Origin of the sequence: Limnobacter sp. (genome assembly GCF_036405155.1) — a bacterium.
Taxonomy (GTDB): Bacteria; Pseudomonadota; Gammaproteobacteria; order Burkholderiales; family Burkholderiaceae_B; genus Limnobacter.
In genome coordinates this window covers 163599-176398 of record NZ_DASWYD010000001.1, presented here as the reverse complement: position 1 = coordinate 176398, position 12800 = coordinate 163599, and the positions used below count along the sequence as shown (strand labels likewise).

General features: G+C 57.9%; 9 protein-coding genes. 3 read left to right on the top strand and 6 right to left on the bottom strand.

The window, feature by feature from the left end; translation table 11 throughout:
- Positions 1-81 precede the first annotated feature (81 nt).
- On the bottom strand, positions 82-1623 hold the full coding sequence (locus tag VGE55_RS00845; RefSeq protein WP_331129848.1) for an NAD(P)/FAD-dependent oxidoreductase: 1542 nt from the start codon (positions 1621-1623) through the stop codon (positions 82-84).
- A gap of 136 nt (positions 1624-1759) precedes the next feature.
- Between VGE55_RS00845 and VGE55_RS00840 the strand changes: the two genes are divergently transcribed.
- The gene (locus VGE55_RS00840) at positions 1760-2854 is read left to right on the top strand and encodes an AraC family transcriptional regulator (protein WP_331129847.1); all 1095 of its coding nucleotides are present in this window, start codon (positions 1760-1762) and stop codon (positions 2852-2854) included.
- A 110-nt stretch (positions 2855-2964) separates the two neighbouring features.
- Here the strand turns inward: VGE55_RS00840 and VGE55_RS00835 are convergent, their stop codons facing one another.
- A complete protein-coding gene (locus tag VGE55_RS00835; RefSeq protein ID WP_331129846.1) occupies positions 2965-3297 on the bottom strand; it encodes a helix-turn-helix domain-containing protein in 333 nt (110 codons plus the stop codon).
- A gap of 69 nt (positions 3298-3366) precedes the next feature.
- Positions 3367-4203, bottom strand: a complete 837-nt coding sequence (locus tag VGE55_RS00830; RefSeq protein ID WP_331129845.1) for an alpha/beta hydrolase — start codon at positions 4201-4203, stop codon at positions 3367-3369.
- Positions 4204-4470: 267 nt separating this feature from the next.
- On the opposite strand from VGE55_RS00830, the gene VGE55_RS00825 reads away from it, so the two are divergent.
- Entirely contained in the window at positions 4471-5601 is a 1131-nt protein-coding gene (locus tag VGE55_RS00825) for a cytochrome D1 domain-containing protein (RefSeq protein WP_331129844.1), read from the top strand.
- Between the two features lie 7 nt (positions 5602-5608).
- Here the strand turns inward: VGE55_RS00825 and VGE55_RS00820 are convergent, their stop codons facing one another.
- Positions 5609-7573 (bottom strand): CocE/NonD family hydrolase, encoded by a 1965-nt coding sequence (locus tag VGE55_RS00820; protein WP_331129843.1) that lies wholly within the window; start codon positions 7571-7573, stop codon positions 5609-5611.
- Positions 7574-7680: 107 nt separating this feature from the next.
- Between VGE55_RS00820 and VGE55_RS00815 the strand changes: the two genes are divergently transcribed.
- Positions 7681-10512, top strand: a complete 2832-nt coding sequence (locus VGE55_RS00815; protein ID WP_331129842.1) for a CHAT domain-containing tetratricopeptide repeat protein — start codon at positions 7681-7683, stop codon at positions 10510-10512.
- Here the strand turns inward: VGE55_RS00815 and VGE55_RS00810 are convergent.
- Together VGE55_RS00810 and VGE55_RS00805 are read right to left on the bottom strand one after the other, a co-directional pair.
- Positions 10476-10973: a hypothetical protein gene (locus tag VGE55_RS00810; RefSeq protein WP_331129841.1), complete on the bottom strand. Its 498-nt coding sequence runs from the start codon at positions 10971-10973 to the stop codon at positions 10476-10478. The two genes, VGE55_RS00815 and VGE55_RS00810, sit on opposite strands and share 37 nt — an antisense overlap.
- Positions 10970-12784, bottom strand: coding sequence for an adenylate/guanylate cyclase domain-containing protein (locus tag VGE55_RS00805; RefSeq protein ID WP_331129840.1), 1815 nt, complete (start codon positions 12782-12784; stop codon positions 10970-10972). The genes VGE55_RS00810 and VGE55_RS00805 overlap by 4 nt, the downstream gene beginning before the upstream one ends.
- Positions 12785-12800 lie beyond the last annotated feature (16 nt).

Below are 12800 nucleotides of genomic sequence, written 5' to 3'. Positions count from 1 at the left end.
CACGGAACCGAAGTGTCACCCATGAAAAAAGCCCCGGCAAACCGGGGCTTGGATGTGCAGAACGGATTAGGGCTAACCCTGTCAAATACTGCGCAAAGCAGCCACGCCTGTTTTGATGTGATCACTCACAGTGGGCTTTACCGTTTTTCCACTGGCGTGAATCAATTCATAATCCGAAGGATTGAAACGGGCCATGCGCAAACGGTACTCCGCATTCAGGCCCGGGTACAGGGTGTTGTTGCGGCCATTGGGGCTAAGGTACCAACTGGCGCACCCCGACTTCCACACGGTGTGCTCGCTGCGGTTGTCCATCACACCGACAAACTTGCGCTCCACGGCGGGCTTCACCGCAATGGCCTTCAAGCTGCGCGCATTGCGCAACTGGATGGCCTGAATCACATAGTCGATTTGTGATTCGGCATACGCAATGACTGATGTATGGCCTGGGCCCGTAAAAGGCCCCACCAGGAAAAACAGGTTGGGGAAACCGGCCGTGGCCACACCTTGATAAGCCTCGGAGCCGTCCTTCCATTTGTCATTCAGGCTGGCGCCACCAATGCCTTTGGCGTCAATCGGTGAACCGGTGTGGCGCACTTCGTAACCCGTGGCGTAAATGATCACATCAAGTTCATGCTCGGTCCCGTCGGCCAGGCGTATGCCCTTCTCGGTGATGCAGTCAATGCCCGTGGTTTCGAGGTGCACATTGGGTTTTTGCATGGTGGTGTACCAGTCGGAACTGACCAACACACGCTTGCAGCCAAACTTGATGGTGGGTGTCAGCTTCTTGCGCAAATCAGGGTCTTTCACCTTTTTGCGCAGGTAACTCAAGGCCAGCTTTTCGGGTTGTTGCTTGAAGAGGTCGTACTTCAAAATCAAAAACGGTGCGGTCAACTCGTTGTACCAGTAAACGCCCAAGCGGTCTTTTTTCATGGCCAGTTTGCTTTGGCGGTAGGTCTGCTTTTCGTCTTCGCCAATGGCGCGGTCAGGGCGCGGCATAATCCAGTTGGCTGTGCGCTGAAACACCACGAGGTTTTTGACCTGTTCAGCAATGGCGGGACCCACCTGCACGGCTGTGGCACCCGTACCGATGAGACCCACACGTTTGCCCTCCAGGCTCACGGAATGATCCCAGGCAGCGGTGTGCACCACGGTGCCCTTGAAGCTGGATGCGCCTTTGAATTCGGCCACCTTGGGTGCTGAAAATGGCCCCACGGCAGTGACCACGTTTTTGGCACGCATGCTTTCGCCATTGGACAGGCCGACTGTCCACACGCCGGTGTGTTCATCGTACTCTGCACCGGTTACCGAGGTGTTGAACTGGATGTGGGGGTAAATGCCATATTTGCTGGCGCAATGGCGCAGGTATTTGTAAATTTCGCCCTGTTTGGCATACACATGCGACCACTCGGCCCAGGGCTCAAAGGAGTAGGAATACAGCGCCGACTTCACATCACAGCCGCAGCCGGGGTAGGTGTTGTCACGCCAGGTGCCGCCCACATCCTGCCCTTTGTCGATGATGCGGAAGTTTTCGATGCCAGCCTGCTTGAGGCGAATGCCCATGCCCAGGCCAGACACACCGCAGCCCACAATGGCCACTTCGAGGATGGGGTTGGTATTGCTCATGAACGGTTTCCTTGTTTTGACTGACCAGCAGCCGAGTGGTTGATGAACGCACTGTACAGACACGACCGCTTTGATCGTGAGTGGCGTGCGTGACAAAGATGGAGTCATTTTGGGCCAAGCGTGACATAATCGAGACATGCCCAAAGCAACCACCACCCCACCGCCCGCCCTGCTGGACGACGCAGCCCTGCGCCTGCTTGAACAGGCCACGGTGGCCCAAGCCTACCCGCTGTTTTTTGCCAACTACGCCATTGCTCGGGGGTTTACAGAGGCACAAGTGCTGGAGCACACCGGACTGACCCTGGCGCAATTGCAGGTGCCTAACAGCCGTATTTCAGCCGCGTTGCATGGGGTGATTGTGATGAACCTGCTGCGCCTGTTTCAAAGCGAGCACATTGCCATCGACATGGGCCTGCAAAGCAGCCTGACCAAAGCCGGCATGATTGGTTTTGGACTGATGAGCTGCGCCACACTGCGCGAAGCGGTGGCCTTGGGTATTCGCTTTTTGCCCACCAAAGTGCCCTTTTACACCATTGACACCAGCGACGATGAGCAGGGTTTGGTGTGCCACATTCGGGAGGCGATGCCGCTGCACCCGGTGCGCAAATTTGCGATTGAAAATTTCATGATTGAGGTGTGGCGGCTGTTTGAGTCGCTGTTTGACCCCACAGGCCAGCACCGCGACGCCACCGGCATTGAGTTGTGGTTTGACTGGCCCATGCCCCCGTATTACGGCGCCTACGCCAGCAGCCTGCCCCATTGCCGGTTTGATGCGCCCAGCAACCAGATTCGCATTCCAGCCCGCTGGCTGGACCTGAAATTGCCCACTGCCAACCCGGTGACGGCGCAAATGGTGATTGCGCAATGTGAACAGGAAATGGCACTGCTGGGCCAAGCCGATGACATCAAGGCGCGAGTGAAAAACCTGCTGATGTGCGGAAATGGCCAATACCCCAGCGTGGACCGGGTGGCCCACCAGCTGCACATGACACCTCGAACGTTAAAGCGCCGCTTGCAGGCATTGGGCAGCAGCTACACCACCCTGCTGGGCGAGGTTATTGAACGCGACGCCTGCCGCTTGCTGGAAAGCACCGCCTTGAGTGTGGATGAGATTGCAGCGCGGGTGGGTTACCAAGACCGCGCCAATTTCACACGCGCTTTTAAAAAACTGACCGGGCGAACGCCCACTGCACATCGGGAATGGGCGAAGGGCTTGCGCCCACAAACCTAACCGAGCAAACGCAACTGCTCGGCCAAACGATTTTTCATCAGCGTGCAGAGGGGTGTGTCCAGCAAGTGGGCTGTTGCATGTACACGTACAGGGGGCGAACGCGGTGGTTGTTAGAAGTAGCCAAGGTCATCCCCCGACTCTTGCCGTGTGGGGCGTGTGCGTTTTGCCGCCACTGTTTGCAACAGGCCCTCTGGCAACGGTGGTGTTGCCGCCGTGTTCAAGCCGAGCGCGTAGAGGGCAGAAAGCACCGTACCCACCCCCACGGCTGGGTCACCTTTCTCAACCCGATTCAAGGTCGGCAACGAGACCCCGATTCGCAGGGCCAGTTGAGCCGCAGTCAGGCGCTGAACCAAGCGCTGGGTACGAATGGCTGCCCCCCAAGACTGCACGTGCGCTTGCACAATGGCAGGCGCTGCCTCTGCGGGAAGTTGTTTTTTTGGCATGTTTCAAATACCTCATAGATGTGTTTTTATAACACATAACAAAATATCTATGAAATAAATCAATTGCCTTTAAGTCAGAAAATGCGCGACCATCGCCTGGGTGTCGGGGTCATGGGGCAGACTGATGTGGTCAGTGCCCTTCACTTTGGCAGCCAGGGGCTCCACCGCAAAATGGCGCATCAAATTGACCGATGACGCATGCGGGACCACATCGTCTTGCTCGGCCAACACAATGAATGTGGGGCAATGCACGTAGCCCGCGCAGTCCTTGGAGTTGAACTTGCTGCGCAGCAGCCACGACACGGGCGCCAGTGGTACTTTGCTTTTGGCAATCGTCTCCAGGCTGTCGTAGGGCGTGAACAGCACCAGCTTGTGCACCGGTGCACTGCTGGCCAGTTGCATGGCCACGCCCGTTCCCAGGCTGCGGCCAATCACCGAAATCCGGTTGAGGTCACACCAGGGTTGTTCGGCCACCCAGCGGTAAATGGCCCGTGCATCGGCCACCAAATGTTTTTCGGATGGCGAACCGCCCGAGTGACCGTACCCGCGGTGATTGAAAAACACCATGGGCAGGTTTTTAAACCCATGCGCTTCGGTCAGCAACCAGCGCACGTCTTCACTGCGACCGCCAAAATAAATGGCGCATGGCAGTTGGCTGCCAGCTCCGCCCAGGCCTTTGGGCATGCGAACCCAACCTTCCAGGTTGACACCGGGGGCCACATTCAAACTGAGCTCTGTAAACTCGGAGTCAACAGCCGTGCGCACGGGCAGCGGGTCGAGCTGCGGGCTGAAAATGTGCCGGGTTTGGCTGAAATACAGATAAGTCCAATACGCGGCAAACCCCATGGAGGCCGACAGGGCCACTCGGGGTACAACGGTGTTGATGCGATGCGTATCGGTCTTCATGATGCTGGGTGCCACAAAAAAACAGTGAAGTTCCTGACTGTGACAACGGCATGACGTGTCACTTCTTGAGATTCAGTGTATTGAAACCGCTTTGTCACAAATGGCTGATTTACAGCCTTTTGGTGCGCCAGTTGCACGATTGGAAGGAATTGCCCACATGACGTGTCACACTGGTTTTGCGGGTGGTGCGTGTAACGGGAAAACTTCCCGGGACAAAGCCGCTAGACTGAACTAGCGTGAACAAACACCCAACAGAGGACGAATGTGATGCAGTTGAAATGGAAAGGATTGGCACTGGCTGTGTCGTTGGTGGCCAGCACCGCTGCCTGCTCAAAAAAACCGGAAGAACCGAAAACCCAGGCACCAGCGGTTAAAGCAGAAGCCCCCAAACCCAACGTGCCTGCGGTGGCTTATGTGAGCCACCAGGATGGCCCCATCACCGTGTATTCGGTGGGCGACTACACCAAGCTGGGCGACATCCATGTGGGCGAAGGTGCCCGTGGTGTGGGCTTGAGTGACGATGGCAGCCTGTTGGTGGTGGCCGTCAAAAGCAGTTCGGACCTGGCCATTGTGGACACCGCCACGCGCCAAGTGGTGAAGCGGGTGCCTGTTGGCAAAAACCCGGAGTTTGTGCGGGTGCTGGGCGACCTGGCTTTTGTGGCGTATGAACCATCATCGGAAGGCGGACCGCCACCCAAACCAGGCTCCAAAGAAGCCAAAGCGCGCGAGAATGCCAAGAAAGACGACGACGATGACAAGCCTGCGCAGATCGCCGTGATCGACCTGAAAAAGGGCGAAAAAATCAAGGAAATCACGGCTGGCATGGAGACCGAAGGCATTGAGTTTTCCGGGGATGGGAAGAACATCATCGTGACCAATGAGGCCGATGAAAATGTGTCCGTCCACAACATTGAAACCGGTGAATTGGTGAAGCGGATTGACACGAAGGAATACGGCATTCGCCCGCGTGGTGTGAAACGCGCGCCGGACGGCAAACACTATGCCGTCACACTGGAGTACGGCAACAAATTGCTGAAGCTGGACAAGGACTTCAATGTGGTGGACACCACACCGACTGGCGAAGTGCCGTATGGTGTGACCTATTCCCGCGATGGGAAGGAAATTTTGGTGGCGCTGGCCCGCGGCAAAATCATCCAGGTGTTTGATGCCGAAACCCTGAACCTGAAGCGGGAAATGCCAGTGGGTGACCGCTGCTGGCACTTCAGCTACACACCCGATGACAGCCAGTTGGTGGTGGCTTGCGGCCGCAGCCGCGAAATTCAGGTGCTCAACGCCCAGACTGGCGAGAAGGTAAAAAGCATCACCGAGGGCGACATGCCCTGGGGCGTGATCATGTCACCGAAGTCGGTCGGCACGCTGGACATGCCGAGCAACTGATGCTGACCTACTGAAGTGCACTGCGCGGCACCACCGGCAGCACCACCCTGGAAGGGTGTTCGGCATCGCTCAGGATGGTCAGTGCGCCGGCAGCGCCCTTCAGCAAGGTCACCAGCGGCGGCAGGCCTTGCGGCAAGTTGCTGGAGGACACCACAATTTGCAGCTGATGGCCTTTCGCAATCATCGCACTGGTGGGGAAAATTTCCACAGGCAACAACATGGCCTCACCTGATTTGACGGGCTGCACGGTAGCCTGCGTGAACGGGTGCCAGGGCTGAATGCGAAGGCCGTTCACAAAACGTGAGCGGCTGTCGTCCACCGCCCGGTGTGACGCAGTCAGCAAACCATTGGTGATGGCGACTGACTTGCCAGTGGCAGGGTCGTAGTCCGACACGCGAACAGACAAGGATGCATCCAGCGAGGCGGTGCTGACCCAAATGTCGGCCGCAATTGGGCCATTCAGGTACAAGTCCTCGGTCAAGACTGGAGTACGAAATGCAGCGCCTTCGTAGGCGTTGTAGGTGTCTTCCGTGAAGCAGGGCAAGGGCACCAACTTGGCAGCACCAGCCGACCACTGCGAACTGCTGAGTGAGCACAGACCAAACACTGGTGTTTGCAGCACCACATTGCTGCCCTCGGCCGCTGCCGGTTTTTCAGCGGTCAGGCCTTTGTTGCCGCGCAGGTAAAGCGCCTGCGCCTTCATTTGCGGATGTGGCCAGTTGCTGGTGGTGGCGTACTTTTCATAGCCCTTCACGTACTGCGTCACATTCGGGATTTTGTCCACACCCACCGGCAAGCCTTTCAAGTATTGGTCGAACCACATCAATTCAATGGTTTTCATGGCCGGTACTCCATCGCGGGGCAAACCGTCGGAGGGCAATCCAGCACTTTCGATGTGTGTCCACGGACCGATCAACAGACGCGTGTTGGTTTGGTTTTTCAACTGTTCAAACCACAGGGGCTCGCTGCGCTGAAACAGGTCATGCAAGCCACCCACCACAAAGGTGGGCACCTTGATGTTGGCGGCTTGCTCCAGCGGTGAACGGGTTTTCCAGAAATCACTGTCATACGCGGTTTGTGCATCGCCGGTGACCGCTTTCACAATGGTCGGCGCCTGAAACGCTGTCACCCCATTGATGAGATGCTCGACCAGGGTTTGGAAACCCTGAACCGGGTTGGCCTGCAAAGCATCGAACGGAATGGCACCCAGGCCGGTTACCAAACCCATCCACAAGGGGATGAAGGTGGGGTTGACCTGACCACCGGTGAACACGATGTCGCGATACCCGTCGCCAATCGGCACAATCGGGAAAGCGGCCTTCACAGCGGGGTGATTCTTGGCAGCCGTCAAAATGGCAGTAATACCCAGGTAACTCACGCCATACACACCCACCTTGCCATTGGCCCAGGGCTGCGCAACCACCCAGTCCACCACCTTGGCGTAATCGGCTTGCTCTTTTTCACCAAAGGCGTCCCACACACCTTGCGAGTTTCCTGTGCCACGCACATCCACCACCACGGTGGCGTAGCCGCGCTTGACCATGAATGGGTCTGCGCCGCCAATGGCTGTTTGGTAGGCGCCAACGGTTTTGTTGTAGGACGTTTGGATCAGGATGGTGGGCAAGCGGGTGCTGGCCGCTGTGCCACTGGCATCGGCAGGCAACGTGACGGTGGCTGCCAACTGAACACCATCGGGCATGGTAATGAACTGTGTGGGCAGGGTGACCGTGTTGGGGAAGTCCTCCGCCCGCTCGTAATTGAACCAGGCTTGGCTGGCTGCGCCCGGCATGACAGCTTTGGCTTGCGTGGGGGTACCACGGGTGCCCAGGGTTTGAATGGACGCAGGGCTGGACTCACTGGGCGACGTGGGCGTTGGTGAAGCGCCCACCACTGGCGAGTCGCTGCCAGAACAGGCGGCCAAGAACAAAGTCAGCAGAGCAAAAGAAAGGGGCAACAGGGGTTTGCGAAGCATGGCGGTTTATTACGCACTTTTGTAGGAATTGTTGGTACTGGCGAACCCCTGAATTGGATGCATAATGAAAGCCCTCATTGTTTGCCACACCGGCCCCAATAAACGCCATGCACCCCATTGATGCCCGGCAGACTGCCCACCGGTTTGCTGTCTGTTTGTGTGTGGCCATGCTTGCCGGCTTCACCAGCTGCCCCCAAGCCCAGCAGCGAAGCGCCCGAGGACAGGAGTTTTATGAGTTGGGCCAACAAATCGGCAAGGCCATTCAAGAGGGCCGGGACGACCAAGCCGAACAAATGGCCAGGCAGCGCCTTGAGATTGCGGGGGAAGGCAATGGCCACATGCAGCGGGCAGCCTATTTCAGCCTGGGCACTGCGTTGGCAGCGCAGGGCCGCGCAGCCGAAGCCGAAATTGCACTCAACAAAGCCTTGGCGATGCAAAGCACCGAATTGGCCGCCGGCCGTGACCTCAGCATCAAGATTTTGGGGCGCCTGGCCGTGGCCCAAAGTCAACAGGGCAAGCTGGCCCAAGCCAACCAGTCCATCGACCAAGCACTGGCCCTGCTCAAGGTGCAAGGGTTTAACAGCCCCGATGATTTGAAGTGGTTCCGGCCGCAGGTGCACAACCTGATGCAACTCAAGCAGTTTGACAAAGCCCAAAGCCGACTGACCGAGGCTTTTGCCATTGCCCGGGGCATGCCAGCCAATGCACCCGACCTGAACTTCAGGCTGGGACAACTGACCGAATTGCAAGGTGAACTGTTGGCCAAACGGGGCGAACACGAGGCCGCGATTGGGCATTTCGATACAGCCATGGCCCTGTATGGTCAGAGAAAAATCGACATCCGCTCCGATGTGCAACGCTGCATGCTCAACAAAGCCGAGAGCTTGTTGAAAACCAAACAGCGCAAGGCAGCAACACTGCTACTGGAGGAGTGGGTTCCAGTGATTCTGTCCTCCAGAGGCCCCAAGCACAACATGTTCGCTCGGGCTCGCGTTCTTCAGGCTCAAGCGATGAGCCCGAACAATCCAAACGAGTCATTGCCCCTGTTTGGGGAGGCGTGGTCGATTTACCTCAACAACGAGGCCAACAGCGAGATGGTGCAAATGCTGCCTCGGTATGTGGCAGCGCTGCAAGCGGTTGGCGATTTGAACACGGCGCGAGAAGTCAGCCTGACAGGCCTGGACCGGATTGACCGCTTGTTTGGACAAACCCAGGGGCTGGACGACAGCATTCGAGAAGAACTGGCACAAACCACACAAATCAATTTTGAAAATGCGTTGAACCTGCTAACCCAGATGAACCAGAAAACCCCCAGCGCAGGCCATGACCGCGATGCGCTGGGTGTGCTGTCGCGCATGCAAAGCCGACTGTTCACCGAGCAACTGCGCAAAGCCGACGTGAAGAGTTACAGCAACAATGCAGTGCTGATGGAAAAGGTTCGGGTATTCAAAACCGAAAATGCGAAGCTCGAAGCCCTGCGCTTGCAAGGGTTGGTGCGCGGACAAAGCGATGTTGAAACGGTGCAGACCGATTCCACCCAGGAAGACCCCCTGGTGGCCCAGCGGCGCAAGGTGTTCGACAATGAATACCGTGAAAAACGCAAGGCTCAGTCGGCCCTGGTGAAAACGCTCGCCGATGATTTGTGGAAAACCTTCCCGCGCTACATGGAGTTGACGCGGCCCCGCGCCTTGGACGTGACGGAATTGCAGAAAACGGTGCTGCGCAAAGACGATGCCGTGTTGAGCTATGCCCTGCTCGACCATGCCGTGCTGATTTTTTTAACCACCCAGCGAACATTCGTGATGCGCAGCGTGCCGGTGGATCGCGCCGAATTGACACGCTGGGTGCGTGAGGTGCGCGCACCCATGGAAAACCCGGGCGACAAGCTCGAACATTTGGCGGACCTGAACCCGGCCACGTTGAACCGCCTGTACAACACACTGATTGAACCGGTTCAGGCCGAGTTGTCGGCTTTCCCCCGCTGGATTGTGGTGGCGGACGGGCCGCTGTTTACCCTGCCCTTTGAACTGTTGGTGAGCCGGTGGGGACCACGGGAGCAAACAGCCTTTGAGGCGCTAAAAGCCACGCAAGGCGACACCTTGGGCCAATACCGTGTGCTCAACTACTTGGCGCGCAGCAAACGCATCAGCTACCTGCCCAGCCTGTCGTCCCTGGTGTCGGTTCGAATGTACAGCAACCCCCTGCCAACGTTTGACACCGAGTTGACCTCGTTTGCCAACCCGTCATTTGGCCAAACCACTGGGGATGTTCAAGAACGCGCGCAGCGCAGCCTGCACAAGCGAGGTGCACTCAGCATACCCCCACTGCCTGAAACCGAAACCGAGGCCCGACAACTGGCGCAGGTGTTGGGCAAAAACAGCCGTTTGTTTTTGGGTGAGGACGCGCAGGAGTTCCGTGTAAAAACCGAAAACCTCGCCAGCACACGCTACCTTCACTTTGCAACCCATGGCTTGCTGGGCAGTGACACAGCCCGACTCAACGACGGGCCCAGCGCCTTGAACCAACCCGCCCTGTTGATGAGCTTGAGCGGCAACATGCGTGGGGAAGACGGTTTGTTGACCATGTCGGAAATTTTAGGCGGCTTGACCCTGAACGCCGAGCTGGCCGTTTTATCGGCCTGCAACACCGCTGGCGAAACCAGCAAAGCCAGCAGTGGCGAAGGGTTTGCTGGCCTGACCCGCGCATTCATGTTTGCCGGTGCGCACCGGCTGATGGTCAGCCACTGGAGTGTGGAAAGTGCCACCACCGAGCGCCTGGTGACCCACACTTTTGAAGGCCTGAAACGCGGAGAAACGCCCGATGTTGCACTGGAGGAGGCCCGCAAAGGCCTGATTCAGGACACCCTGCCCGTGGATGGCGTGGATGTGTCCACCGCCCACCCTTATTTTTGGGCGCCGTTTGTGCTTGTGGGGGATTGAGTGGGTGCCGGGCTGGGCAGCGGGTCGGGCTGGCTGGACCCGACCGACCGCATGATGACCGCACCGGCATTGCGCTCGGCTGCACCGCCATTGACGTTGCGGGCGGACTGCTTGGTGGCTTTGGGCACCAGCACCGGTGCATTGCCCTTGATGGATTTGAGTTCGGTGATGCCCACTTGAAACGTGGCGGGCCCAGTCACGGCGTATTCGGTGCCTTGCTTGTACAAGGTCAGGGTGATTTTTGCACCTGCCGCAAGCTCAACGGTTGAGCCTTCAGTTAAAAAATCCAGCGGCGCCAATACCCCACCCGGTTTGGCTTGGGCGTTGCCCTTCAAGTCGATGATGGTGCCCACCTCGGCAGGTGCAGCCGCCAGCAACACCCGCGCATGGCCCATGAAAAGACCCAAAGAAAGACCCAGTGCAAGCACACCAATGCGCAAGTTTTTCGACAACACAGTCATGGCAGTTTCACTCCGTAAACAGACAAGTCGCTTCGCCCTTTCAGGGACTGTAGCCCCAAGTCGACCCATTGAACAGCCCCTGGGCTGTGCTGCTCAACGGCTGTTACCACCGCATGGGACACCACAATGCCCTGCCCCAACCCTTTGCACAAACCTTCCAGCCTTGCGGCCACGTTGACCACGTCACCAATCGCCGTGTATTCCCGCCGCTGTTGGCCGCCCACAAAGCCCACCACGGCCTCGCCCACGTGTAAGCCAATCCCGATGTGAAGGGTGGGCAATTGCTGGGCTGCAAAGGTTTGGTTTAAATCCTTGAGCGACAACTGCATGCGCTGCGCGCACCGCACTGCCGACAACGCTGCGCATTCAAGGGTGTTGGGCGCACCAAAAAAAGCCATCAGGCCATCGCCAATGAACTTGTCCACTGTGCCGCCCTCGGCATGCACATGCTGGGTCATTTGGTCAAAATACAGGTTCAGCAAATGCACCACACGCTCGGGCGGGGCATGCTCGGACAGGCTGGTGAAGGCACGAATGTCGGAAAACAGCACACACACCGGCGCACGGTTGCCTTGCGCATGGGCTTTGAGCGTGCCGCTGACCAATGCTTTCAACACCTGAGGGCTGACAGAAGTGCCAAAAGCCTGTTGCAGGCGACGGCGCTCACGCAGGCCCAGAACGGCATCCACAGACCAGCGGATGAACAGGGTTACCAACAAGGCCATACCCCAGGAAAATGCAGGCAGCCACCATTGCTGACGCAGCAAAACACCCTGCAACACCAGTGCACCAGCCACCGCCAACACCGCACAGCCCAGCCACAACCGGCTTGACATGCGCCGGTAACCCACACAAGCCAGCAGCCACAAGTCCACCAAAACCCAGGCGGGTACGGGCCGAATACTGGCCTTGTTAAGCTGGGTCAACAGAATTTGCGCATGCACCAACACACCGGGTACCCGCAGGTTTCCGGCATCCCATTGGGCAATGGCGCGGGGCACGCGGTGAATGTCGGTGTCGTCCAATACCGAGCCGATGAGCACAATACGACCACCAAACTGCTGCTGCAACCAAGTGGTATCGGCTTGGCGGGCATGCGCCAGCACATCACCAAGCGGGACGTACGAAAAACCCTGACCCAGACCGTAATTGATCCAACCGTCCTGCGAGGGTTGCAGGCCAAGGGCCTTCAGCAACTCACCGGCAAAGTAATGGGCGGTTCCATCGGCAGCCAACTCGGGTTGACACACCTTTGCAGGCAACACACGCACGCGGTTGTCGCTGTGCACACACAGCATCACCGAGGCCTGTTTGTCGAAATCGCCCACCTGGCGATTGAGCACAGCCTGATAGTCCACCTGCAATTCACGGAATTGGCCCAACTGCGCATCCCAAATGCGGGCCACCACCACCGGCAAGGTTTGGCTGGTGCGCAACAAGCCCTTGAGCAGGGTGCGGTGAAAATCAACCGCACCGTCCCGCGACACAACGCCATCAAACCGCTTTTCAGGCAGCACAAAGTCCACACCCACTGCACGGGCCTGACCAGTGGCAGCCGCCTGCAATGCCGTGGCCAGTTCGTCGTGAATCAAGGACAAGGGCTTGTCCAGTTGCTTCACAAACACCTCGTCCACCCCAATGATCCGAACAACCTGATCGGCATTGACTGCGGGTTGCTGGTTCAGTTCAGGCGTGTTGAGCCAGGCATCCAGCAAAGCCAGTTCGATTGGATTGTGGTCGGCCAGCACCAAAACAGCCGCGCACAGCACTGCAGACAGCAACAAACCGGACAGGTGGATGGAACGCAGCATGCAATCAAGAAGCCAA